Origin of the sequence: Oerskovia sp. USHLN155 (genome assembly GCF_037145535.1) — a bacterium.
In the GTDB taxonomy this organism is placed as follows: Bacteria; Actinomycetota; Actinomycetes; order Actinomycetales; family Cellulomonadaceae; genus Oerskovia; species Oerskovia rustica.
Genome location: NZ_JBBCXG010000007.1, coordinates 229,193 through 249,650, shown reverse-complemented (window position 1 = coordinate 249,650; position 20,458 = coordinate 229,193). Strand labels below are relative to the sequence as shown.

The following is a 20,458-nucleotide window of genomic DNA, read 5'->3' as shown; positions in this document are numbered from 1 at the left end:
ACTCCTTTCGCCGACGGTGACGTACCTGACCGCCGACGGTGACGCACCCGCCGACCGACGGTGACGCGTATGACCGCCCAGGGTGCCCGCCTGCCGAGCGCACCGCCGCACCCCGGCGCGCTCCGCCGTCGGGCAGCGCAGCACCCGTCCGGTGCCCCACGCGGGCTGCGAGAACGCCCCGCCGGTGACAGTGTGGAGGGATGAGCGACGACACCCCCGCCACCCGGACCGATCCCGCCCTCGGCACCGAGGGCGACTCCGACCAGCTCCAGCGCGACGACACCCTGGTCGACCGCGGCGTCGACGACGTGCTCGACGAGGGGTACGCGCCGCCCGAGCGCGCCCCCCTGACCTACGCGCACCCTGAGCGCCTCGAGGAGGACGGCGAGTCGCTCGACCAGCGCCTCGCCGACGAGGAGCCCGAGGACTGGGACGCCGACCCGCTCGACCGGCCGGACACCACGCGGTCGGGCCGCCTCGTGGCGGACCCTGACGCGCTCGACGGCCGCGTCAACGACACGTACGCCGACGACGCCGGGATCGACGGCGCCGCGGCGAGCGCGGAGGAGGCCGCGATCCACATCGTCGAGGAGCCGTAGGCGCTACGACCGGCGGGCCTCCGGCGCCCCCTCGGTCGCGGCGTCCCAGACGTCCTCGTCCATGCGGACCGCGCGGACGCGCTCGGCCCTGGCCGCGAGCTCGTCGTCGGGCGGGTACGTGACGGCCTCGAGGACCAGGCCGTGCGGCGGCACGACGCCGGCCCCCGCGTCCCGGCGCCTCGCCGCCAGGACCTCGGTCGGCCAGGAGACGGGACGACGCCCCTCCCCCACGGCGACCGACGCGCCGACCAGCGCACGGACCATGTTGTGGCAGAACGCGTCCGCACGGACGTGCGCGACGACGAGCCCCGCGTCGGGCCCGTCGGTCGCCCGCTCCCACGACAGGTGCTGGAGCTCGCGGATCGTGGTCGCACCCGGCCGCGGCTTGCAGAAGGCCGCGAAGTCCCTGACCCCGAGCAGCGGCTGGAGCGCCTCGTGCATGGCGTCGGCGTCGAGCGGCTTCCGGTTCCACAGGACCCACTCACGGCGCAGGGGGTCGCGCAGGGCAGGGTCGTCGACGATGCGGAACGTGTAGCTGCGGTACAGCGCCGAGAAGCGCGCGTCGAACCCCTCCGGAGCGGGCGTGGCCCGGTGCACCACGACGTCCCCCGGCAGCACTCCCCCGAGGCGCGCGACGAGCGCGTCGCCCGGGGTGCGGTCCGAGCGGCCCGGCATCGCGTCCCACGCGGCCCTCGGCAGGTCGACGTGCGCCACCTGACCCCGCGCATGGACCCCCGCGTCGGTGCGGCCCGCGACCGTCAGGCGCGGCGGGTCGCCCCGCAGGATCTGTCCCAGCCCGTCCTCGAGCGCACCCTCGACCGTCCGCAGGCCGGGCTGGCGGGCCCACCCGGCGAAGGCCGTGCCCTGGTAGGCGAGGTCCAGGCGGACACGGACCGGCTGCTCGTTCGTCACGTGCACCTACGCTAGCGCCCGATACTGTGCTGGCATGCCCGAACGCTCCTCCGACCCCGACTCCCCCGAGCTGCGCACCCTCGCGGTGGACTGCGGCGGGGGCGGCATCAAGGCCAACGTGCTCGACGCCGCGGGGACCGCGCACGCCGCCGCCGTCCGGGTCCCGACGCCCTACCCGCTGCCGCCGTCCCTCCTGGTCGACGTCATCGCGCAGATCGCCGACCGCCTGCCCCCCGCGGTCCGCGTCACCGTCGGCATGCCGGGCATGATCCGCCGCGGCGTCGTCGTGCACACCCCGCACTACATCACGCGCTCGGGACCGCGCAGCAGGGTCGACCCCGCCCTGGCCGAGCAGTGGGCCAGCTTCGACGTCCAGGCGGCGGTGAGCGAACGCCTCGGGATGCCTGCGCTCGTCCTCAACGACGCGGAGGTGCACGGGGCCGGTGTCGTCGCGGCGTCGGGCCTCGAGCTCGTGCTCACGCTCGGGACCGGGCTGGGGTCGGCACTGTTCCACGGCGGACGCCTCGCCCCGCACCTCGAGTGGTCGCACGCGCCCGTGCGGCGCGGCACGACGTACGACGAGTACATCGGCGAGGTCGAGCGGCGGCGGCTCGGGAACGGCCTCTGGTCACGGCGCGTCGTCGCTCTCGTCGAAGGACTGCGCCCCGTGTTCTGGTGGGACCGGCTCTACCTGGGCGGGGGCAACTCGCGCCAGATCACGCCGTCCGCGCTCGAACGCCTGGGCGACGACGTCGTGGTCGTCCCCAACTCGGCGGCGCTCGTGGGCGGTGCCAGGGCGTGGGACCTGACGCTCGTCTGAGCTAGGACGGGTCCAGCTCGTGGTGGGCTGCGAGGACGGCCCGGGTGAACGCCACGGGCCGGTCGAGGCTCACGAGGTGCTTGGCCCCCGGAACCACGACGAGCTCGGCCCGCGCGCCACCCGAGTGCGCGGCCGCGAGGTAGGCGCGCTCCCCGAACCGGAAGTGGTCCCACCGCCCGTTGACGAACCACACGGGAGAGTCCGTCGCCGACAGCGCCGCCAGGGGCTCCGTGCGCCCGACCTCGTCGAGGATCGCCGTCATGGTCGTCAGCGCGAAGCCGCCCGCACCGATGTCCTCGACGCCGGCCGCGGGCAAGGTCCTGCGCACGAGCGCCTGGTTGAGGGCCGCACCGTTGTCGGGCAGCCTCTCGATACGGTCCGCCGCGACGCGCCAGGCGACGCGCAACCGGGACGCCGGCACCGTGCAACAGCTCGCCGCGACAAGACCCGCGGCCTGCTCGGGAAAGCGCGCGCGGTGCTCGATCCCCACGTACCCACCGAGCGAGAGCCCGACGACGAGCGCCCGGCCCCCCAGGTCGTCCACAGCCCCGGAGACGGTCGCCACGGCACCGTCGAGGGTGAACGACTCGCCCGTCCGCTCGCCGTGACCCGGCAGGTCCACGGCCTCGGCCACGATGTCCGCACGGTCCATGGCCTCGAGCTGCGCCCGCCACATCGTGCGGGACGTACGCGAACCGTGGACGAACAGCACCGGCAGACCCATACGGACCAATCTAGAGGCACCCAGCGCCTGGCGTACCGCAGGCACCCGGGGGCCACCGACCACCGGCGGCCGGCGCCGGGGTGACCGGCGGCCGGCGTCGGGCCTGCCGTGGCCGCGCGTCCGCGGTCGAGCGCCCGCCGCCGGGCACGGCGAAGGGCCCGGCACCAGATGGTGCCGGGCCCTTCAGGAGGAACCCGTCCGGCAGAGCCGGGGCGGGATCACTTCTCCTTCGAGTCCTTGGCGTCCTCGACGGGGGCGTCCTCCACGACGGGGGCGTCCTCGACGACGGGTGCGTCCTCGATCGTGGCGTCCTCGACGGGAGCGTCCTCGACCTTGGCGGCCTTGGGCTTGCTGGTCTTCTTCGTGGCCTTCTCGGCCTCGCGGACGACGGCCTGCTTGGGGCTGACGGGCTCGGTCACGAGCTCGATGACGGCCATGGGGGCGTTGTCGCCCTTGCGGTTGCCGACCTTCGTGATGCGCGTGTAGCCACCGTTGCGCTCCGCCATCTGCGGGGCGATCTCGGTGAACAGCGTGTGCACGACGGACTTGTCGCGGACGACGGTCATGACGCGACGACGAGCCGCCAGGTCACCGCGCTTCGCGAACGTGATGAGGCGCTCGGCCACCGGACGCAGGCGCTTGGCCTTGGTCTCGGTCGTCGTGATGCGGCCGTGCTCGAAGAGCTGCGTGGACAGGTTCGCGAGGATGAGACGCTCGTGAGCCGGGCCACCGCCGAGCCGCGGACCCTTGGTGGGGGTAGGCATTGATCTTGCTCCTTAGAAGTGGATCGTGCGTGCGGCCGAGCCGCGAGCACGGAAGGTCAGAACTGCTGCTGCCCGTCGGAGAACGTCGCCTCGTCCTCGTCGGCCTCGTAGTAGTCCGCCGTGGAGGGGTCGAAGTCCAGCGGCGAGTCCTTGAGGTTCAGGCCGAGCTCTGCGAGCTTCTCCTTGACCTCGTTGATGGACTTCGCGCCGAAGTTCCGGATGTCCAGCAGGTCTGCCTCGCTGCGAGCGACGAGCTCGCCGACCTGGTGGATGCCCTCGCGCTTGAGGCAGTTGTACGAACGGATCGTGAGGTTGAGCTCCTCGATCGGGAGCGCGAGGTCCGCAGCGAGCGCGGCGTCCGTCGGGGACGGGCCGATCTCGATGCCCTCGGCCTCGACGTTGAGCTCACGGGCGAGGCCGAAGAGCTCGACGAGCGTCTTGCCGGCCGAGGCCAGCGCGTCGCGCGGGGAGATCGCCTGCTTCGTCTCGACGTCGACGATCAGCTTGTCGAAGTCGGTGCGCTGCTCGACGCGGGTCGCCTCGACCTTGTACGTGACCTTGAGGACCGGCGAGTAGATCGAGTCGACGGGAACACGGCCGATCTCGGCGTCGAAGGACTTGTTCTGGTTCGCGGAGACGTAGCCACGTCCACGCTCGACCGTCAGCTCGATCTCGAGCTTGCCCTTGTCGTTGAGGGTGGCGATGTGCAGGTCCGGGTTGTGGACCTCCACGCCCGCCGGCGGGACGATGTCCGCGGCGGTGACCGCGCCAGCACCCTGCTTGCGCAGGTACATCACGACCGGCTCGTCGTTCTCCGAGGAGACCACGAGGTTCTTGATGTTGAGGATGATCTCGGTGACGTCTTCCTTGACACCGGCAACGGTGGTGAACTCGTGGAGGACACCGTCGATGCGGATCGAGGTCACTGCAGCGCCCGGGATGGACGAGAGCAGCGTGCGACGAAGCGAGTTGCCGAGGGTGTAGCCGAAGCCAGGCTCGAGCGGCTCGATGGAGAAGCGCGAACGGTTCTCCGAGATGACCTCTTCGGTCAGGGTGGGGCGCTGTGCGATCAGCACTGGTGTGTTCCTTTCGGTGTGCGTCCGCTATATGACGCATCACGGGCAACGCGTGCTCCTGGGCGGGACTCTGTCCACCCGCCCAGGGTGCTGCGCCCGTCGTCGCGCCGGCCGGCAGGGCCGGGGGCAGCGCGACGACGAGCGGAGCAGAGGATCAGACGCGGCGACGCTTGGGGGGGCGGCAGCCGTTGTGAGCCTGGGGCGTCACGTCCTGGATCGAGCCGACCTCGAGGCCCGTCGCGGTGAGCGAACGGATCGCGGTCTCACGGCCGGAGCCGGGGCCCTTGACGAAGACGTCGACCTTCTTGACGCCGTGCTCCTGGGCGCGGCGGGCCGCGGACTCAGCAGCGAGCTGCGCGGCGAACGGCGTCGACTTGCGCGAGCCCTTGAAGCCGACGTGCCCGGCCGAGGCCCAGGCGATGACGGCACCGGTCGGGTCGGTGATCGACACGATCGTGTTGTTGAACGTGCTCTTGATGTGCGCCTGGCCGTGGGGGACGTTCTTCTTGTCCTTGCGGCGCGGCTTGCGGGCCGCGGTGGCGCGAGTCTTGGGAGGCATTTCTGGATCTTCTCCTGGTCTGAGGTGTTCGGACCGGGTCGGCGTGCGCCGCGCGGGTGAGCTCGAGGCTCAGGCGCGCTGCACGCGTTCCACGGACTACTGCTTAGCGGGCCTTCTTCTTGCCGGCCACGGTGCGCTTGGGTCCCTTGCGGGTACGCGCGTTGGTCTTGGTGCGCTGCCCGCGGACGGGCAGGCCGCGGCGGTGACGCAGGCCCTCGTAGCAGCCGATCTCGACCTTGCGGCGAATGTCAGCAGCCACCTCACGGCGGAGGTCACCCTCGAGCTTGTAGTTGCCCTCGAGGTAGTCACGCAGCGCGACGAGCTCGGTGTCACCGAGGTCCTTCACGCGAACGTCCGGGGAGATCCCGGTGGCGGCCAGCGTCTGCTGGGCGCGGGTACGGCCGACGCCGTAGATGTAGGTGAGCGCGATCTCGAGCCGCTTCTCGCGGGGGAGGTCGACGCCGACAAGACGTGCCATGTGCCTTCCGGCTCCTGTTACTTCGTTCGGAGGTCTACCGCACCATCTTCCCGCGGAGCTGCGGGCCCCGGCCTCCGAGCCGGGGGTTCCCCTCAGTGGGCCTGTGCGGCCCGACCGTGAGGTTCGTGGTGGTGCGCTGGTTGGCACCCGAGGGTGCCGGCGATCGGTCCGCTCTCGCGGACCTGCATCACCGTGCGCCGGAGCGCCGGGGACTCAGCCCTGGCGCTGCTTGTGACGCAGGTTCTCGCAGATCACCATGACGCGACCGTGCCGGCGGATCACCTTGCACTTGTCGCAGATCTTCTTGACGCTGGGCTTGACCTTCATCAGTCTGTTCCTCCGCCGCCGCACGCACGCGCGGGCGAACCCAGGCCTGCGGCAGCAGTTGTTTCGAGTGGTGGATTCTTGACGACTACTTGTAGCGGTAGACGATCCGGCCACGGGACAGGTCGTACGGGCTCAGCTCCACCACCACTCGGTCCTCGGGGAGGATCCGGATGTAGTGCTGTCGCATCTTGCCCGAGATGTGAGCCAGAACCTTGTGCCCGTTGGCCAGCTCCACGCGGAACATCGCGTTCGGCAGGGCCTCGACCACGCTGCCCTCGATCTCGATGACACCGTCCTTCTTTGCCATATCCTCCGCTAACTCTCGTCCGAACTGCTTCCCACGCACCCGTGCTCTACGAGGACCGGTGAGTGGACGTCGTGTGCATTCCGCCCTGCTGCCCGGTCGGTTGAACTCGAACAGGGAACGCGGACTACACCCAGCGGACTATCCTACGGCATCGATCCGTCAGAAGGAACCGGGGGCGGTGTGCCCCCGGACACGTGCGCGTGAGGGCACCGCAGGGGACCGTCTGCGGCGCCCGTAGGGCGTCGCAGACGGCGTCGTGGACGCAGGGACCGACGACGAGCCCCGGCATGCCTGCGCACGCGTGGGACGCCTCTGCGCCGCCCGCTGGCACGGTCCTGCGACGCCCGCGGCACCAGGTGCCCGCACGGGCGTCCCGACGCCGCCGCTCGCCCGGCACGGCGACGGCCCGCTCCCGGCCTCATGAGGCCAGGGGCGGGCCGTCGCCGTGCCGGGCGAGCCTCAGACGTCGAGCGGGGCGACGGTCACGCCGAGCTCTGCGAGCTTCGCGGCACCGCCGTCGGGGGCCGTCAGGACCCAGATGCCGCCCTCGAGGATGGCGACGCTGTGCTCCCAGTGGGCCGCACGCGCGCCGTCGTCGGTCACGACCGTCCAGTCGTCCTCGAGCACCTGCGTGAAGCGCTCGCCACGGGTCACCATGGGCTCGATGGCCAGGCACATGCCCGGCTTGAGCCGCGGCCCACGCTCACGTGTCCGGTAGTTCAGGACGTCCGGCGGCTGGTGCATCGACGTACCGATGCCGTGCCCGACGTACTCCTCGATGATCCCGTAGGGGACGCCGTCGGTCGCGGCCGACGCCTCGATCGAGTCCTCGACCGCGTTGCCGACGTCCCCCAGACGCTCGCCGGTCGCCAGGGCGGCGATGCCGGCCCAGAGCGCCCGCTCGGTCGCCTCGACGAGTGCGACGTCCGCCGCGTCGGCCTCGGGCAGGACGAACGAGAACGCGGAGTCCCCGTGCCAGCCGTCGACGATCGCGCCGCAGTCCACCGACACGACGTCGCCCGGGAGCAGCTCACGCGTCCCCGGGATGCCGTGGACGACCTCGTCGTTCACCGAGACGCACAGCGTCGCCGGGTACCCGTGGTACCCCAGGAACGACGGCGTCGCGCCGGCATCGCCGATCACGGCCGCCGCCAGCGCGTCCAGGTCCGCGGTCGTCATGCCGGGACGCACCGCCGAGCGGACCGTGGCGAGCGCGTCGGCGACCACCAGCCCCGCCCGGCGCATCGTGCGCACCTGGTCGACCGTCTTGTACTCGATCTTCTCGCGACCGAACACTTCGCGTTCCTACCGTCCCCGGGTCAGCCGACGAGAGGCGCGAGCGCCTCGACGAGACGCTTGGTCACGTCGTCGATCTCACCGATGCCGTCGACCTGGGCCAGGAGGCCCCGCTCGGCGTACGCGGACGTCAGCGGAGCGGTCTGCTCGGCGTAGATGTCGAGACGGCGGGCGATCGCCTCCTCGGTGTCGTCCTCACGACCCTCGATCTCCGCACGCTTGCGCAGGCGGGCGAGGAGCTCGTCGCGGTCCGCGGTGAGCTCGAGGACGGCGTCCAGCTCGATACCGAGGTCGGCGAGGATACCGTCGAGCTCGACGACCTGGGCAGCGTTGCGCGGGTAGCCGTCGAGGATGAAGCCGCGCGCGACGTCGTCCTGCGCGAGGCGGTCACGGACCATGTCGTTCGTCACCGAGTCGGGGACGAGCTCACCCTTCGCCGTGTACTCCTGCACCAGCTTGCCCAGCTCGGTGCCGCCCTTGATGTTCGCACGGAAGATGTCGCCCGTGGAGATCGCCGGGATGCCGTAGTGCGCCGCCAGGCGAGCCGCCTGGGTGCCCTTGCCGGCCCCCTGGGGACCCATGATGATCAAGCGCGCGGAGCCCTCGGACGAGGTACCCGCAACGGGAGTCGTGTCGGTCAACGCAAGAACCCTTCGTAGTGACGCTGCTGCAGCTGCGAGTCGATCTGCTTGACCGTCTCGAGGCCGACGCCCACCACGATGAGGATCGAGCTACCACCGAACGGGATGTTGGTGCTCACCCCCAGCAGGACCAGGACGAGCGTCGGGATGAGCGCAACGAGCGCGAGGTAGATGGCACCCGCAGAGGTGATGCGGGTGATGACGTAGTCGAGGTACTCCGCCGTGGGGCGGCCGGCCCGGATGCCCGGGATGAAGCCGCCGTACTTCTTCATGTTGTCCGCGACCTCGTCCGGGTTGAACGTGATGGCCGTGTAGAAGAAGCAGAAGAAGACGATGAGGACCACGTAGATCGAGATGTGGATCGGCGAGGCCGGGTCCGCGAGGTACTTGGTGACCCACTGGACCCACCCGGCCGTCGTGTCGCCGAACTGGGCGATGAGGCCGGGGACCGCGAGCAGCGACGACGCGAAGATGACCGGGATGACGCCGGACATGTTGATCTTGATCGGGATGTAGGTGCTCGAGCCGCCATACATCTTGCGTCCGACCATCCGCTTCGCGTACTGGACCGGCACACGGCGCTGGGACTGCTCGACGAAGACGACCAGGCCGATGACCAGGACGATGACGGCGATCATGATCGTGAAGTTGATCGCGCCGTTCGAGCCGCCCGCGATCGACCAGAGAGCGAGCGGGAAGCTGGCCGCGATCGACGTGAAGATGAGGAGCGACATGCCGTTGCCGACACCGCGCTCGGAGATCAGCTCGCCGAGCCACATGATGAGGCCGGTACCCGCCGTCATGGTGATGACCATGATCGCGGACGTCAGGAAGCTGTTGTCCGGGATGACCGGGACGGGGCAGCCCGGGAAGAGCAGCCCGCTGCGGGCCGTCGTGATGACGGTCGTCGACTGCAGGACCGCGAGGGCGATCGTCAGGTAGCGCGTGTACTGCGTGAGCTTCGCGGTACCGGACTGGCCCTCCTTGTGCAGAGCCTCGAAGTGAGGGATGACCACACGGAGCAGCTGCACGATGATGCTCGCGGTGATGTACGGCATGATGCCGAGCGCGAAGATCGAGAGCTGGAGCAGGGCGCCACCGCTGAACAGGTTCACCATGCCCAGGAGGTTGTTCTGGCCCTGCGTGTCGATGCACTGCTGGACGTTGGCGTAGTCCACACCAGGGGTCGGGATGAACGAGCCCACACGGAAGATCGCCATGATGGCGATCGTGAACAGCAGCTTGCGCCGCAGGTCAGGTGTCCGGAAAGCCCGGGCGAATGCGCTGAGCACCTATCCTCCTGGCCCGCCGAGGCGGGATGTCGTGTCGCCGGTTGGTCGGCGAGATGTGACGCACCCGGCACGGGACGCCATGGGGCACCTTAGCCGCTGCGCCGCGATGGACGGCAAATTGAGACAACCGGCGATGATTCTACGTTCCCCCGAGCAGCGGCGGCACCGGCGGACCACCCCCAGACGCAGACAGGGCCGACAGCGCATCGCGCTATCGGCCCTGTCCTACGTGTCAGTCCTCCGAGACGGAGCCACCGGCCGCAAGGATCTTGTCCTTGGCGGAAGCCGAGAACGCGTCGACCGCGACCTCGAGCTTGACGGTGACCTCACCCGTGCCCAGCACCTTGACGAGCTCGCCCTTGCGGACGGCTCCCTTGGCGACCAGGTCCTCGACGGTGACGGAGCCACCCTCGGGGTACAGCGCGGAGAGCTTGTCCAGGTTCACGACCTGGTACTCCGTGCGGAACGGGTTCTTGAAGCCACGAAGCTTGGGCAGACGCATGTGCAGCGGCATCTGTCCACCTTCGAAGCGCTCCGGCACCTGGTAACGAGCCTTCTGGCCCTTGGTACCACGGCCGGCCGTCTTACCCTTCGACGCCTCACCACGACCCACACGGGTCTTGGCCTTCTTGGCGCCGGGGGCGGGACGGAGGTGGTGGACCTTGAGGGTGCCACCAGCGCCGACGGTCTGCTGCGCCTCGGCCTTGGGGGCCTCGGTCGCAGCTGCCTTCTTGGCGGGAGCCTTCTTCTTCGGAGCGTCGGTCGAAGCCTCGACCGCGGTCTCCTTCTTGGCCTTCTCAGCCATGATCACTCGACCTCCTCAACGGCGACGAGGTGCGCCACCGTTGCGACCATGCCGCGGATCTCCGGGCGGTCCTCCTTCACGGCGGTGTCGCCGATCCGCTTGAGGCCCAGAGTGCGCAGCGTGTCGCGCTGATTCTGCTTGCCGCCGATGGCGGACTTCGTCTGGGTCACCTTGAGTCGAGCCATCACGCACCTACCCCAGCTGCACGTGCACGCAGGAGCGCGGCCGGAGCCACGGCCTCGAGCGGCAGGCCACGACGCGCTGCAACAGCCTCAGGCTGCTCCAGGTTGCGCAGGGCCTCGACCGTCGCGTGCACGATGTTGATCGCGTTGGACGAACCGAGCGACTTGCTCAGGACGTCGTGGATGCCCGCGCACTCCAGCACGGCGCGCACCGGACCACCGGCGATAACACCGGTACCCGGGGCTGCCGGACGCAGGAAGACGACACCGGCGGCTGCCTCGCCCTGGATGGGGTGAGGGATGGTGCCCTGGATGCGGGGAACCTTGAAGAAGTTCTTCTTGGCCTCCTCGACACCCTTGGCGATCGCCGCGGGGACTTCCTTCGCCTTGCCGTAGCCGACACCGACGGTACCGTCGCCATCGCCCACCACGACGAGCGCGGTGAAGCTGAAGCGACGGCCGCCCTTGACGACCTTGGACACGCGGTTGATGGTGACGACGCGCTCGACGAAGGCGTTCTTCTCGGCGGCGTCACCACGGCGACCGTCACCACGGCGACCGTCGCGACGAGCGTCGCCGCGGCCTCCGGAGTTGCGGTCGGTCGACTCGTTGGCGGCACCCGTAGGGGCGCCGGTGTTGCTGCGCTGCCCTGCAGCCATCAGAGAATCCTTTGCTTCCGTACCGTGTACACGGTGGTGGTTTCGGCCATCATCACAGGGACAGACCGCCTTCGCGGGCCCCGTCGGCGACTGCAGCCACCCGGCCGTGGTACTTGTTGCCACCGCGGTCGAAGACGACCGAGTCGACACCAGCGGCCTTGGCACGCTCGGCGACGAGCTCGCCGACCTTGCGGGCCTTCGCGCTCTTGTCACCGTCGAACGACCGCAGGTCGCCCTCGATGGTCGATGCGGAAGCAACGGTCTGACCGATCGTGTCGTCCACGATCTGCGCCGTGATGTGGCGCGCGGAGCGCGTCACGACGAGACGGGGACGAGCAGCCGTGCCAGCGATCTTCTTGCGCAGGCGGAGGTGGCGACGCTTGCGCGAGACTGCCTTGCCCTTGCCGAGAACCTTGAGAGCCATCGTTACTTACCAGCCTTTCCGACCTTGCGGCGGACGACCTCGCCGGCGTAACGCACACCCTTGCCCTTGTACGGCTCGGGCTTGCGGATCTTGCGGATGTTCGCAGCGACCTCGCCGACCTGCTGCTTGTCGATGCCCGCGACCGAGAACTTGGTCGGGGACTCGACAGCGAAGGTGATGCCGGCCGGTGCGGCGACCACGACGGGGTGGCTGAAACCGAGAGCGAACTCCAGGTCAGTGCCCTTCGCGGTCACGCGGTAACCGGTACCGACGATCTCGAGCTTCTTCTCGTAGCCCTGGGTGACACCGGTCACCAGGTTCGCGAGAAGGGTGCGGGTCAGGCCGTGCAGAGCGCGCGATGCACGCTCGTCGTTCGGGCGCGTCACCACGAGGGTGTCGGCGTCCTGGGAGACCTCGATGGGGGCGGGGATGGTGTGCTCCAAGGAACCCTTCGGGCCCTTGACCGTCACCAGTGCGCCGCTGATCGTGACATCCACTCCGGCGGGAACCGGAACGGGGATCTTGCCGATACGAGACATGGCGTATCTCTCCTTTCCGATTACCAGACGTAGGCGAGGACTTCTCCGCCCACGCCCTTCTTGGCTGCCTGACGGTCGGTCAGGAGGCCGGAGGACGTGGACAGGATCGCCACGCCGAGGCCACCGAGAACCTTGGGCAGGTTGGTCGACTTCGCGTACACACGCAGTCCGGGCTTCGACACGCGGCGCACACCGGCAAGGGAGCGCTCACGGTTCGGGCCGAACTTCAGCTGGATGGTGAGGTACTTGCCCACGGGCGCGTCCTCGACGGTCCAGCCGGAGATGTAACCCTCGGCCTGCAGAATTTCAGCAATGTGCGACTTCAGCTTCGAGAACGGCATCTGAACCGTCTCGTGGTAAGCCGAGTTCGCGTTACGCAGACGGGTCAGCATGTCTGCGATCGGGTCGGTCATCGTCATTGGGCTTCAGCCCTTCCTCGCCGGGGTATCTGGCCGGTTCCCCGAGGGGAGCCGTGCCAGACCTACGACGTAGTTGTTACCAGCTGCTCTTGGTGACGCCGGGAAGCTCGCCACGGTGTGCCATCTCGCGAACGCAGATACGGCACAGGCCGAACTTGCGGTACACGGAGTGCGGGCGACCGCACTTCTGGCAGCGAGTGTAGGCGCGAACCGCGAACTTAGGCTTTGCGGCTGCCTTGTTGACCAGGGCCTTCTTCGCCATATCAGTTCTGCTCCTTGAAGGGGAAGCCGAGACGGCGCAGCAGGGAGCGGCCCTCGTCATCGGTCGTCGCCGTCGTCACGATCGTGATGTCCATACCGCGGACGCGATCGATCTTGTCCTGGTCGATCTCGTGGAACATCGACTGCTCCGTGAGACCGAAGGTGTAGTTGCCGTGTCCGTCGAACTGCTTGGGCGACAGGCCGCGGAAGTCGCGGATACGCGGCAGCGCGATGGACAGCAGGCGGTCGAGGAACTCCCACATGCGGTCGCCGCGCAGCGTGACGTGCGCGCCGATCGGCATGCCCTCACGCAGCTTGAACTGAGCGATGGACTTGCGGGCCTTCGTGACCTGCGGCTTCTGGCCGGTGATGGCCGAGAGGTCGCGGATGGCACCCTCGATGAGCTTCGAGTCCTTGGCGGCGTCGCCGACACCCATGTTGACGACGATCTTCGTCAGTCGTGCAACCTGGTTGACGTTCTCGTGACCGAACTCCTCGAGGAGGCCGGCGACGATCTCGTCGCGGTAGCGCTGCTTGAGACGCGCGATCTCAGGGGCTTGCAGTTCAGTGCTCATCAGATGTCCTTACCGGAACGCTTGGCGACGCGCACGCGAACCTTGCGCGTACGGCCGTCACGCTCGACCTCTTCGGTGCGGTACCCGACGCGGGTGCCCTTCTTGGTCTCCGGGTCGACGACCATCACGTTGCTCACGTGGATCGGCGCCTCGACGACCTCGATGCCACCGGTACGCGTCCCACGCTGGGACTGACCCACCTTGGTGTGCTTCGTGACGCGGTTGATGCCCTCGACGATCACGCGGTCGGAGTCCGTGAGGACCTCGAGCACGCGACCCTGGCTTGCGCGGTCCTTGCCAGAGATGACGACCACCAGGTCGCCCTTCTTGATCTTCGCCATGTTCAGAGCACCTCCGGAGCCAGCGAGATGATCTTCATGAACCGCTTGTCACGCAGCTCGCGGCCCACGGGGCCGAAGATACGCGTGCCACGGGGCTCGCCGTCGTTCTTGAGGATCACGGCCGCGTTCTCGTCAAACTTGATGTAGGAACCGTCCGGACGACGGCGCTCCTTGGCGGTGCGAACGACGACCGCCTTGACGACGTCGCCCTTCTTCACGTTGCCGCCGGGGATAGCGTCCTTGACGGTTGCGACGATGACGTCGCCGATTCCGGCGTAGCGACGGCCCGAACCACCGAGAACACGGATGCAGAGAATCTCCTTGGCACCCGTGTTGTCGGCGACGCGAAGTCGCGACTCCTGCTGGATCATGTAGTGAACTCCTGTCGTCGAGCTGGTTCTCGCGGAGCGAGCCTTGCCGAACGGATAGCTGTCAGTGCCGGGTCCCTTGCGGGTGAACCGGCCAGGCGCGGCGGGGTCCCGCCGTCCTGTCTACTGGTTGCCGCACCTTGGTGCGGCCCGAGACCGGTGGGGGGGGGGGGGGGGGGCCCCCCCCGCCCCCCCGGGGGGGCCCCCCGCGCGCGGGGGGGGGGGGGGGGGGGCGCCCCCCCCCCCCCCCCCCCCCGACCTGGTAGGCCGCAGGGCCTACTTGGCCTTCTCGAGGATCTCCACCAGGCGCCACCGCTTGGTCGCGGACAGCGGGCGGGTCTCCATGATAAGGACGAGGTCACCGACACCAGCAGCGTTCTGCTCGTCGTGGACCTTGACCTTGCTCGTGCGTCGGATGACCTTGCCGTAGAGCGGGTGCTTGACCCGGTCCTCGACCTCGATCACGACGGTCTTGTCCATCTTGTCGCTCACCACGTAGCCGCGCCGCGTCTTGCGGTTGGCGCGCTGCTCAGCGGCCGTCTCGGTCACCGGTGCGGCGTTCGTTGCGTTCTCGCTCATTCCAGCCTCACTCACTCACGCTCGGTGCGGTACGGATACCGAGCTCGCGCTCGCGCAGGATCGTGTAGATCCGCGCGATGTCGCGGCGCACGGCCTTCAGGCGACCGTGGCTCTCCAGCTGGCCGGTGGCCGACTGGAAGCGGAGGTTGAAAAGCTCCTCCTTGGCCTTCTTCAGCTCGGCGACGAGCTTCTCGTCGTCGAACGTGTCAAGCTCGCTCGAAGCCAGTTCCTTGGTTCCGATAGCCATCAGTTGCCACCACCCTCGCGCACCACGAAACGGCACTTCATCGGGAGCTTGTGGATCGCGCGGCGCATGGCCTCGCGAGCCAGGGGCTCCGGGACACCGGCCAGCTCGAAGACGATGCGGCCGGGCTTGACGTTGGCGATCCACCACTCGGGCGAACCCTTACCAGAACCCATGCGGGTCTCCGCCGGCTTCTTGGTCAGCGGGCGGTCCGGGTAGATGTTGATCCAGACCTTTCCGCCTCGCTTGATGTGACGGGTCATCGCGATACGAGCAGCCTCGATCTGGCGGTTCGTGACGTACGCAGGCTCGAGAGCCTGGATGCCGAACTCGCCGAACGCGATCTGGTTGCCACCCTTCGAGGCGCCGGAGCGCGAGGGGTGGTGCTGCTTACGGTGCTTCAGCCTGCGCGGGATCAGCATGCTCAGGCCTCCGTTCCGGACTCAGGAGCCTTCTCGGCGACAGGTGCCTCCGCCCCTGCAGCTGCAGGTGCCTCGGACTGTGCCGGACGCTCGTTGCGACGGCCGGCGCCACGACGGTCTCCACCACGGTCAGGACGGTCGCCACCGCGGGGGCCACCACGGCCCTGGCGGGGAGCGGCGGTCGCCTGCTGCGCAGCGAACTCCTTCTCGGTCATGTCGCCCTTGTAGATCCACACCTTGACGCCGATACGGCCGAACGTGGTGCGGGCCTCGAAGAAGCCGTAGTCGATGTTCGCGCGGAGCGTGTGCAGCGGCACACGGCCTTCGCGGTAGAACTCGGAGCGGCTCATCTCGGCGCCGCCGAGACGGCCCGAGCACTGGACACGGATGCCCTTGGCGCCGGCGCGCTGCGCGGACTGCATGCCCTTGCGCATCGCACGGCGGAAGGACACGCGGCTCGCGAGCTGCTCGGCGATCCCCTGGGCCACGAGCTGAGCATCGATCTCAGCGTTCTTGACCTCGAGGATGTTGAGCTGGACCTGCTTGCCCGTGAGCTTCTCGAGCTCGCCGCGGATGCGGTCTGCCTCTGCGCCACGGCGGCCGATGACGATGCCCGGGCGTGCCGTGTGGATGTCCACACGCACACGGTCACGGGTGCGCTCGATCTCGACCTTGGAGATGCCGGCACGCTCGAGGCCGGTGGCCATGAGCTTGCGGATCTGCACGTCCTCACGGACGTAGTCGCGGTACCGCTGTCCGGGCTTGGTGCTGTCGGCGAACCAACGCGACCGGTGGTCGGTGGTGATGCCGAGGCGGTACCCGTGCGGGTGAACCTTCTGTCCCACTATCGGGCCCTTCCCTTCGTGTCTTCGCGCGGAACGAGAACCACGGTGATGTGGCTCGTCCGCTTGAGGATCTGGCTCGCGCGCCCCTGAGCGCGAGGCCGGAACCGCTTGAGGGTCGGGCCCTCGTCCACGAACGCCTGGGCAACGACGAGCTCCTGCTCGTCGAATGCCACGCTCGCGCGGTCGGCCTTCACCCGTGCGTTCGCGATCGCGCTCTCCACGACCTTGCGGATCGGCTCACTCGCGGCCTGCGGTGCGAACTTCAGCACCGCGACGGCCTCGGTGGCCTGCTTGCCACGGATGAGGTCCACGACGCGCCGGGCCTTCTGGGGCGTGACACGGACGAACCGCGCCTGCGCCTTGGCTTCCATTGCTGTCCTGCCTTCTTGTCTCGTCATGACGTTCGGAGTCGTCGTCTCGTGATCTGCGTCTGCACGCAGATCAGCGACGACGGCCCTTCTTGTCGTCCTTCACGTGGCCGCGGAAGGTCCGGGTGGGTGCGAACTCGCCGAGCTTGTGGCCAACCATCGACTCGGTGACGAACACCGGAGTGTGCTTGCGCCCGTCGTGCACGGCAAAAGTGTGACCGAGGAAGTCGGGCGTGATGACCGACCGACGGGACCAGGTCTTGATGACGTTCTTGGTCCCCTTCTCGTTCTGGACGTCCACCTTCTTCTGAAGGTGTCCGTCGACGAAGGGGCCCTTCTTCAGGCTGCGTGGCATCTGTCAGGCTCCTATCAGCGCTTCTTGCCGGTACGGCGACGACGCACGATCAGCTTGTCGCTCGGCTTGTTGGGACGGCGGGTACGGCCTTCAGGCTGGCCCCAGGGGCTCACCGGGTGGCGTCCACCGGAGGTCTTGCCTTCACCACCACCGTGCGGGTGGTCGATCGGGTTCATGGCGACACCACGGACGGAGGGGCGCTTGCCCTTCCAACGCATACGGCCGGCCTTGCCCCAGTTGATGTTCGACTGCTCGGCGTTGCCCACCTCGCCGACCGTGGCGCGGCAGCGCAGGTCGACGTTGCGGATCTCACCGGACGGCATACGCAGCTGGGCGTAGGGACCGTCCTTGGCGACGAGCTGCACCGACGCACCAGCCGAACGGGCGATCTTCGCGCCGCCACCGGGCTTGAGCTCGATGGCGTGGATGACCGTACCGGTCGGGATGTTGCGCAGCGGCAGGTTGTTGCCGGGCTTGATGTCGGCGCCTGCGCCGTTCTCGATGACGTCGCCCTGCTTCAGCTTGTTCGGCGCGATGATGTAGCGCTTCTCGCCGTCCGCGTAGTGCAGGAGCGCGATGCGTGCCGTGCGGTTGGGGTCGTACTCGATGTGAGCGACCTTCGCGGGCACGCCGTCCTTGTCGTGACGACGGAAGTCGATGACTCGGTATGCGCGCTTGTGGCCACCACCCTTGTGACGGGTGGTGATGCGACCGGTGCTGTTGCGGCCACCGCTCTTGGTGAGCGGACGGACCAGCGACTTCTCCGGCTGCGAGCGCGTGATCTCGACGAAGTCGGCAACGCTCGAGCCGCGGCGGCCGGGCGTCGTCGGCTTGTACTTACGGATTCCCATGGGGATCTGTCCTCAATCTGCTCTCGTCCGGCCTCAGCCGACCGGCCCGCCGAAGATGTCGATCGTGCCCTCGCGGAGGGTGACGATCGCACGCTTGGTGTCCTTGCGCTTGCCCAGCCCGAAACGCGTCCGCCGGGTCTTGCCCTTGCGGTTGATCGTGTTCACGGAGGCAACCTTGACCGAGAAGATCTGCTCGACGGCGATCTTGATCTCGGTCTTGTTGGCCCGCGGGTCCACGAGGAAGGTGTACTTACCCTCGTCGAGGAGCCCGTAGCTCTTCTCGGAGACCACCGGCGCGAGCAGGATGTCGCGGGGGTCCTTCGTCACGGCGGTCACTTCGCGGCCTCCTCGGCCTCGTCAGCTGCTTCCGACTCGGACGCGACGGCCTTGACCGAAGAGCCCGTGGCGGGTCCGGCGAGGAACGCAGCGAGTGCGCCCTCGGTGAAGACCACGTCGTCGGAGACGAGCACGTCGTAGGTGTTCAGCTGGTCAGCGACCAGGAGGTGCACCTGCTCCGCGTTGCGGAGGGACTTGCTCGTCAGCTCGTCGCCGCGCTCCAGCACCACGAGCACGTGCTTGCGGGGAGAGAGGTTGGCGAGCGAGTTGATCGCGGCCTTGGTCGACGGCTGGCCGTCGATCCCGAAGCCGGTCACGACGTGGACACGGCCGGCACGAGCCCGGTCGGAGAGGGCGCCGCGCAGTGCAGCAGCCTTCATCTTCTTGGGGGTGCGCTGGCTGTAGTCGCGCGGCGTCGGGCCGTGAACGACCCCACCACCGGCGAACTGAGGTGCACGGGTCGAACCCTGACGGGCGCGGCCGGTGCCCTTCTGCTTGTACGGCTTGCGTCCACCACCGCGGACCTCGCCGCGGCTCTTGGTGTCGTGCGTGCCCTGACGGGCTGCAGCGAGCTGCGCGACGACAACCTGGTGGATCAGCGGGACGTTCGTCTGGACGTCGAACACCTCGGCGGGAAGGTCGGTGGTGCCGGCCTTCTTGCCCGTGGCGTCGAGGACGTCGACAGTGAGAGCTGCCATGAGTGTCATGCTCCCTTCACGGCGCTACGCACGAGGACGACGCCGCCCTTGGGGCCGGGCACTGCGCCCTTGACGAGCAGCAGACCCTTCTCTGCGTCGACCGCGTGGACGGTCAGGTTCTGCGTGGTCTGACGGTCGAAGCCCATCCGACCAGCCATGCGCACGCCCTTGAAGACTCGCGACGGGGTCGAGGCCCCACCGATCGAACCAGGCTTGCGGTGGTTGCGGTGCGCACCGTGGGAGGCACCCACGCCGTGGAAGCCGTGACGCTTCATGACACCGGCGGTGCCCTTGCCCTTGGTGGTGCCCACGACGTCGACCTTCGCGCCGGCCTCGAAGGCCTCCGCGGTGATCTCCTGGCCGAGGGTGTACTCACCGGCATCGGTGGTGCGGATCTCGGTCACGTGACGGCGCGGCGTGACGCCGGCCTTCTCGAAGTGGCCCTTGAGGGGCTTCGTGACCTTGCGCGGGTCGATCTGGCCTGCGGCCAGCTGGACCGCGGCGTAACCGTCGGTCTCCGCGGTGCGGACCTGGGTCACGACGTTCGTGCCCACGGCGACGACCGTGACGGGGACCAGGCGGCCTGCCTCGTCCCAGAGCTGGGTCATGCCGAGCTTCGTGCCGAGCACGGCCGTGACGGGCCGCTCGTTCTGCTGGGGCGTAGTCATGTTGTCCTCCCGCCTCAGAGCTTGATCTCGATGTTCACGTCCGCAGGCAGGTCGAGACGCATGAGCGAGTCGACGGCCTTCGGCGTGGGATCGATGATGTCGATAAGCCGCTTGTGCGTGCGCATCTCGAAGTGCTCGCGGCTGTCCTTGTACTTGTGAGGCGACCGGATGACGCAGAAGACGTTCTTCTCCGTCGGCAGCGGCACCGGGCCCACGACCGTTGCACCAGCGCGGGTGACAGTGTCGACGATCTTGCGCGCCGAGCTGTCAATCACCTCGTGGTCGTAGGACTTGAGCCGGATGCGGATCTTCTGTCCCGCCATGGCGTCGTCTGACTCTCTCTCTCGAACCGCTAGCTGTCCGACCCCCGCGCTCGGGCGTGTCGCCTATCGCGACCTACCGAGCGCACGCACCGAGAACGGTGCAGGGCCGTTGGATATGTGAACCGCTGACACGTCGGGCCAACTGCTGGCGCCCGACGGCGTCACCGCCGTTCACAACGTTGTCGAGCCTGTGCAGAACCTGAGCTCCGCGGGGTCCTCGATCTGTGTCGACAGAGAGTTCAACCCGCGGCAACCTCGGAACACCGAGGTCCGCATGCTTAGCGGTTCAACACACTGTTCGACACATGAAAGAGCGCACCCGTAACAGGCAACCTGAACAGTCTGCCACAGGAATCCGTGGAAGACCAATCGTCGTGCGTGAGGCACCAGCCGCTCGGGCC

At 68.5% G+C, this 20,458-nt stretch carries 34 protein-coding genes; 2 read left to right on the top strand and 32 right to left on the bottom strand.

Annotated elements, in window-relative coordinates:
* Positions 1-200 precede the first annotated feature (200 nt).
* Positions 201-599: a DUF5709 domain-containing protein gene (locus WFH32_RS12235; protein ID WP_138825529.1), complete on the top strand. Its 399-nt coding sequence runs from the start codon at positions 201-203 to the stop codon at positions 597-599.
* Between the two features lie 3 nt (positions 600-602).
* Here the strand turns inward: WFH32_RS12235 and truA are convergent, their stop codons facing one another.
* Positions 603-1,511 carry a tRNA pseudouridine(38-40) synthase TruA gene (gene truA, locus WFH32_RS12230; RefSeq protein WP_336707638.1) on the bottom strand — a complete coding sequence of 303 codons (909 nt, stop codon included), beginning with the start codon at positions 1,509-1,511 and terminating at the stop codon, positions 603-605.
* Positions 1,512-1,545: 34 nt separating this feature from the next.
* Between truA and WFH32_RS12225 the strand changes: the two genes are divergently transcribed.
* Entirely contained in the window at positions 1,546-2,331 is a 786-nt protein-coding gene (locus WFH32_RS12225; RefSeq protein WP_191795921.1) for an ROK family protein, read from the top strand.
* 1 nt (position 2,332) lies between these two features.
* Here WFH32_RS12225 and WFH32_RS12220 read toward each other — a convergent pair whose 3' ends face one another.
* The 31 genes from WFH32_RS12220 to rpsJ form a co-directional block, all read right to left on the bottom strand.
* Positions 2,333-3,055: an alpha/beta fold hydrolase gene (locus WFH32_RS12220; protein ID WP_336707636.1), complete on the bottom strand. Its 723-nt coding sequence runs from the start codon at positions 3,053-3,055 to the stop codon at positions 2,333-2,335.
* 218 nt (positions 3,056-3,273) lie between these two features.
* A complete protein-coding gene (rplQ, locus tag WFH32_RS12215; RefSeq protein ID WP_191795919.1) occupies positions 3,274-3,819 on the bottom strand; it encodes a 50S ribosomal protein L17 in 546 nt (181 codons plus the stop codon).
* Between the two features lie 56 nt (positions 3,820-3,875).
* Complete coding sequence (locus WFH32_RS12210) at positions 3,876-4,895, bottom strand: DNA-directed RNA polymerase subunit alpha (protein ID WP_030151917.1); 1,020 nt, start codon at positions 4,893-4,895, stop codon at positions 3,876-3,878.
* Positions 4,896-5,049: 154 nt separating this feature from the next.
* Positions 5,050-5,454: a 30S ribosomal protein S11 gene (gene rpsK / locus WFH32_RS12205; RefSeq protein ID WP_030151918.1), complete on the bottom strand. Its 405-nt coding sequence runs from the start codon at positions 5,452-5,454 to the stop codon at positions 5,050-5,052.
* Positions 5,455-5,557: 103 nt separating this feature from the next.
* Positions 5,558-5,932, bottom strand: a complete 375-nt coding sequence (rpsM, locus tag WFH32_RS12200; RefSeq protein ID WP_030151919.1) for a 30S ribosomal protein S13 — start codon at positions 5,930-5,932, stop codon at positions 5,558-5,560.
* 213 nt (positions 5,933-6,145) lie between these two features.
* On the bottom strand, positions 6,146-6,259 hold the full coding sequence (rpmJ, locus tag WFH32_RS12195; RefSeq protein WP_009740505.1) for a 50S ribosomal protein L36: 114 nt from the start codon (positions 6,257-6,259) through the stop codon (positions 6,146-6,148).
* Positions 6,260-6,344: 85 nt separating this feature from the next.
* Complete coding sequence (gene infA / locus WFH32_RS12190; protein ID WP_012867920.1) at positions 6,345-6,566, bottom strand: translation initiation factor IF-1; 222 nt, start codon at positions 6,564-6,566, stop codon at positions 6,345-6,347.
* Positions 6,567-7,025: 459 nt separating this feature from the next.
* The gene (map, locus tag WFH32_RS12185) at positions 7,026-7,862 is read right to left on the bottom strand and encodes a type I methionyl aminopeptidase (protein WP_191795918.1); all 837 of its coding nucleotides are present in this window, start codon (positions 7,860-7,862) and stop codon (positions 7,026-7,028) included.
* Positions 7,863-7,885: 23 nt separating this feature from the next.
* Positions 7,886-8,443, bottom strand: coding sequence for an adenylate kinase (locus WFH32_RS12180; protein ID WP_336707691.1), 558 nt, complete (start codon positions 8,441-8,443; stop codon positions 7,886-7,888).
* 56 nt (positions 8,444-8,499) lie between these two features.
* Positions 8,500-9,795 carry a preprotein translocase subunit SecY gene (gene secY, locus WFH32_RS12175; RefSeq protein ID WP_138825541.1) on the bottom strand — a complete coding sequence of 432 codons (1,296 nt, stop codon included), beginning with the start codon at positions 9,793-9,795 and terminating at the stop codon, positions 8,500-8,502.
* A gap of 232 nt (positions 9,796-10,027) precedes the next feature.
* Positions 10,028-10,600, bottom strand: a complete 573-nt coding sequence (gene rplO / locus WFH32_RS12170; RefSeq protein ID WP_138825543.1) for a 50S ribosomal protein L15 — start codon at positions 10,598-10,600, stop codon at positions 10,028-10,030.
* A 2-nt stretch (positions 10,601-10,602) separates the two neighbouring features.
* Complete coding sequence (gene rpmD, locus WFH32_RS12165) at positions 10,603-10,785, bottom strand: 50S ribosomal protein L30 (protein ID WP_030151924.1); 183 nt, start codon at positions 10,783-10,785, stop codon at positions 10,603-10,605.
* On the bottom strand, positions 10,785-11,441 hold the full coding sequence (rpsE, locus tag WFH32_RS12160; protein ID WP_030151925.1) for a 30S ribosomal protein S5: 657 nt from the start codon (positions 11,439-11,441) through the stop codon (positions 10,785-10,787). The genes rpmD and rpsE overlap by 1 nt, the downstream gene beginning before the upstream one ends.
* Before the next feature lie 52 nt (positions 11,442-11,493).
* The gene (rplR, locus tag WFH32_RS12155) at positions 11,494-11,865 is read right to left on the bottom strand and encodes a 50S ribosomal protein L18 (protein WP_030151926.1); all 372 of its coding nucleotides are present in this window, start codon (positions 11,863-11,865) and stop codon (positions 11,494-11,496) included.
* Between the two features lie 2 nt (positions 11,866-11,867).
* A complete protein-coding gene (gene rplF / locus WFH32_RS12150) occupies positions 11,868-12,404 on the bottom strand; it encodes a 50S ribosomal protein L6 (RefSeq protein WP_138825545.1) in 537 nt (178 codons plus the stop codon).
* A gap of 20 nt (positions 12,405-12,424) precedes the next feature.
* On the bottom strand, positions 12,425-12,823 hold the full coding sequence (gene rpsH, locus WFH32_RS12145; protein WP_030151928.1) for a 30S ribosomal protein S8: 399 nt from the start codon (positions 12,821-12,823) through the stop codon (positions 12,425-12,427).
* A 76-nt stretch (positions 12,824-12,899) separates the two neighbouring features.
* A complete protein-coding gene (locus tag WFH32_RS12140; protein WP_012867931.1) occupies positions 12,900-13,085 on the bottom strand; it encodes a type Z 30S ribosomal protein S14 in 186 nt (61 codons plus the stop codon).
* A 1-nt stretch (position 13,086) separates the two neighbouring features.
* A complete protein-coding gene (rplE, locus tag WFH32_RS12135) occupies positions 13,087-13,659 on the bottom strand; it encodes a 50S ribosomal protein L5 (RefSeq protein WP_225227967.1) in 573 nt (190 codons plus the stop codon).
* A complete protein-coding gene (rplX, locus tag WFH32_RS12130; RefSeq protein WP_030151930.1) occupies positions 13,659-14,000 on the bottom strand; it encodes a 50S ribosomal protein L24 in 342 nt (113 codons plus the stop codon). Before rplX ends, rplE begins: the two co-directional genes overlap by 1 nt.
* A 2-nt stretch (positions 14,001-14,002) precedes the next feature.
* Positions 14,003-14,371 carry a 50S ribosomal protein L14 gene (gene rplN / locus WFH32_RS12125; RefSeq protein WP_021480431.1) on the bottom strand — a complete coding sequence of 123 codons (369 nt, stop codon included), beginning with the start codon at positions 14,369-14,371 and terminating at the stop codon, positions 14,003-14,005.
* Positions 14,372-14,644: 273 nt separating this feature from the next.
* Positions 14,645-14,947 carry a 30S ribosomal protein S17 gene (rpsQ, locus tag WFH32_RS12120; RefSeq protein WP_030151931.1) on the bottom strand — a complete coding sequence of 101 codons (303 nt, stop codon included), beginning with the start codon at positions 14,945-14,947 and terminating at the stop codon, positions 14,645-14,647.
* Positions 14,948-14,954: 7 nt separating this feature from the next.
* The gene (gene rpmC, locus WFH32_RS12115; RefSeq protein ID WP_030151932.1) at positions 14,955-15,194 is read right to left on the bottom strand and encodes a 50S ribosomal protein L29; all 240 of its coding nucleotides are present in this window, start codon (positions 15,192-15,194) and stop codon (positions 14,955-14,957) included.
* Positions 15,194-15,613 carry a 50S ribosomal protein L16 gene (gene rplP, locus WFH32_RS12110; RefSeq protein ID WP_030151933.1) on the bottom strand — a complete coding sequence of 140 codons (420 nt, stop codon included), beginning with the start codon at positions 15,611-15,613 and terminating at the stop codon, positions 15,194-15,196. The genes rpmC and rplP overlap by 1 nt, the downstream gene beginning before the upstream one ends.
* 2 nt (positions 15,614-15,615) lie before the next feature.
* Complete coding sequence (gene rpsC / locus WFH32_RS12105) at positions 15,616-16,458, bottom strand: 30S ribosomal protein S3 (RefSeq protein WP_030151934.1); 843 nt, start codon at positions 16,456-16,458, stop codon at positions 15,616-15,618.
* On the bottom strand, positions 16,458-16,829 hold the full coding sequence (gene rplV / locus WFH32_RS12100) for a 50S ribosomal protein L22 (RefSeq protein WP_030151935.1): 372 nt from the start codon (positions 16,827-16,829) through the stop codon (positions 16,458-16,460). The genes rpsC and rplV overlap by 1 nt, the downstream gene beginning before the upstream one ends.
* A gap of 70 nt (positions 16,830-16,899) precedes the next feature.
* On the bottom strand, positions 16,900-17,181 hold the full coding sequence (rpsS, locus tag WFH32_RS12095) for a 30S ribosomal protein S19 (RefSeq protein ID WP_012867940.1): 282 nt from the start codon (positions 17,179-17,181) through the stop codon (positions 16,900-16,902).
* A gap of 14 nt (positions 17,182-17,195) precedes the next feature.
* Positions 17,196-18,032 carry a 50S ribosomal protein L2 gene (gene rplB / locus WFH32_RS12090; protein WP_030151936.1) on the bottom strand — a complete coding sequence of 279 codons (837 nt, stop codon included), beginning with the start codon at positions 18,030-18,032 and terminating at the stop codon, positions 17,196-17,198.
* A gap of 33 nt (positions 18,033-18,065) precedes the next feature.
* Entirely contained in the window at positions 18,066-18,368 is a 303-nt protein-coding gene (gene rplW, locus WFH32_RS12085) for a 50S ribosomal protein L23 (protein ID WP_030151937.1), read from the bottom strand.
* Positions 18,365-19,066 (bottom strand): 50S ribosomal protein L4, encoded by a 702-nt coding sequence (gene rplD / locus WFH32_RS12080; RefSeq protein WP_138825547.1) that lies wholly within the window; start codon positions 19,064-19,066, stop codon positions 18,365-18,367. The genes rplW and rplD overlap by 4 nt, the downstream gene beginning before the upstream one ends.
* 5 nt (positions 19,067-19,071) lie before the next feature.
* Positions 19,072-19,734, bottom strand: coding sequence for a 50S ribosomal protein L3 (rplC, locus tag WFH32_RS12075; RefSeq protein WP_030151939.1), 663 nt, complete (start codon positions 19,732-19,734; stop codon positions 19,072-19,074).
* A 14-nt stretch (positions 19,735-19,748) separates the two neighbouring features.
* Positions 19,749-20,057 (bottom strand): 30S ribosomal protein S10, encoded by a 309-nt coding sequence (rpsJ, locus tag WFH32_RS12070; protein WP_012867945.1) that lies wholly within the window; start codon positions 20,055-20,057, stop codon positions 19,749-19,751.
* Between the last annotated feature and the right edge of the window lie 401 nt (positions 20,058-20,458).

Coding starts and splice junctions, on each gene's coding strand:
- WFH32_RS12235 (WP_138825529.1), top strand. CDS start 201: ATGAGCGACGACACCCCCGCCACCCGGACCGATCCCGCCCTCGGCACC.
- WFH32_RS12225 (WP_191795921.1), top strand. CDS start 1,546: ATGCCCGAACGCTCCTCCGACCCCGACTCCCCCGAGCTGCGCACCCTC.
- WFH32_RS12220 (WP_336707636.1), bottom strand. CDS start 3,055: ATGGGTCTGCCGGTGCTGTTCGTCCACGGTTCGCGTACGTCCCGCACG.
- rplQ (WP_191795919.1), bottom strand. CDS start 3,819: ATGCCTACCCCCACCAAGGGTCCGCGGCTCGGCGGTGGCCCGGCTCAC.
- rpsK (WP_030151918.1), bottom strand. CDS start 5,454: ATGCCTCCCAAGACTCGCGCCACCGCGGCCCGCAAGCCGCGCCGCAAG.
- rpsM (WP_030151919.1), bottom strand. CDS start 5,932: ATGGCACGTCTTGTCGGCGTCGACCTCCCCCGCGAGAAGCGGCTCGAG.
- rpmJ (WP_009740505.1), bottom strand. CDS start 6,259: ATGAAGGTCAAGCCCAGCGTCAAGAAGATCTGCGACAAGTGCAAGGTG.
- infA (WP_012867920.1), bottom strand. CDS start 6,566: ATGGCAAAGAAGGACGGTGTCATCGAGATCGAGGGCAGCGTGGTCGAG.
- WFH32_RS12180 (WP_336707691.1), bottom strand. CDS start 8,443: ATGGGTCCCCAGGGGGCCGGCAAGGGCACCCAGGCGGCTCGCCTGGCG.
- rplO (WP_138825543.1), bottom strand. CDS start 10,600: ATGGCTGAGAAGGCCAAGAAGGAGACCGCGGTCGAGGCTTCGACCGAC.
- rpmD (WP_030151924.1), bottom strand. CDS start 10,785: ATGGCTCGACTCAAGGTGACCCAGACGAAGTCCGCCATCGGCGGCAAG.
- rpsE (WP_030151925.1), bottom strand. CDS start 11,441: ATGGCTGCAGGGCAGCGCAGCAACACCGGCGCCCCTACGGGTGCCGCC.
- rplR (WP_030151926.1), bottom strand. CDS start 11,865: ATGGCTCTCAAGGTTCTCGGCAAGGGCAAGGCAGTCTCGCGCAAGCGT.
- rplF (WP_138825545.1), bottom strand. CDS start 12,404: ATGTCTCGTATCGGCAAGATCCCCGTTCCGGTTCCCGCCGGAGTGGAT.
- rpsH (WP_030151928.1), bottom strand. CDS start 12,823: ATGACGATGACCGACCCGATCGCAGACATGCTGACCCGTCTGCGTAAC.
- WFH32_RS12140 (WP_012867931.1), bottom strand. CDS start 13,085: ATGGCGAAGAAGGCCCTGGTCAACAAGGCAGCCGCAAAGCCTAAGTTC.
- rplE (WP_225227967.1), bottom strand. CDS start 13,659: ATGAGCACTGAACTGCAAGCCCCTGAGATCGCGCGTCTCAAGCAGCGC.
- rplX (WP_030151930.1), bottom strand. CDS start 14,000: ATGGCGAAGATCAAGAAGGGCGACCTGGTGGTCGTCATCTCTGGCAAG.
- rplN (WP_021480431.1), bottom strand. CDS start 14,371: ATGATCCAGCAGGAGTCGCGACTTCGCGTCGCCGACAACACGGGTGCC.
- rpsQ (WP_030151931.1), bottom strand. CDS start 14,947: ATGAGCGAGAACGCAACGAACGCCGCACCGGTGACCGAGACGGCCGCT.
- rpmC (WP_030151932.1), bottom strand. CDS start 15,194: ATGGCTATCGGAACCAAGGAACTGGCTTCGAGCGAGCTTGACACGTTC.
- rplP (WP_030151933.1), bottom strand. CDS start 15,613: ATGCTGATCCCGCGCAGGCTGAAGCACCGTAAGCAGCACCACCCCTCG.
- rplV (WP_030151935.1), bottom strand. CDS start 16,829: ATGGAAGCCAAGGCGCAGGCGCGGTTCGTCCGTGTCACGCCCCAGAAG.
- rpsS (WP_012867940.1), bottom strand. CDS start 17,181: ATGCCACGCAGCCTGAAGAAGGGCCCCTTCGTCGACGGACACCTTCAG.
- rplB (WP_030151936.1), bottom strand. CDS start 18,032: ATGGGAATCCGTAAGTACAAGCCGACGACGCCCGGCCGCCGCGGCTCG.
- rplD (WP_138825547.1), bottom strand. CDS start 19,066: ATGGCAGCTCTCACTGTCGACGTCCTCGACGCCACGGGCAAGAAGGCC.
- rplC (WP_030151939.1), bottom strand. CDS start 19,734: ATGACTACGCCCCAGCAGAACGAGCGGCCCGTCACGGCCGTGCTCGGC.
- rpsJ (WP_012867945.1), bottom strand. CDS start 20,057: ATGGCGGGACAGAAGATCCGCATCCGGCTCAAGTCCTACGACCACGAG.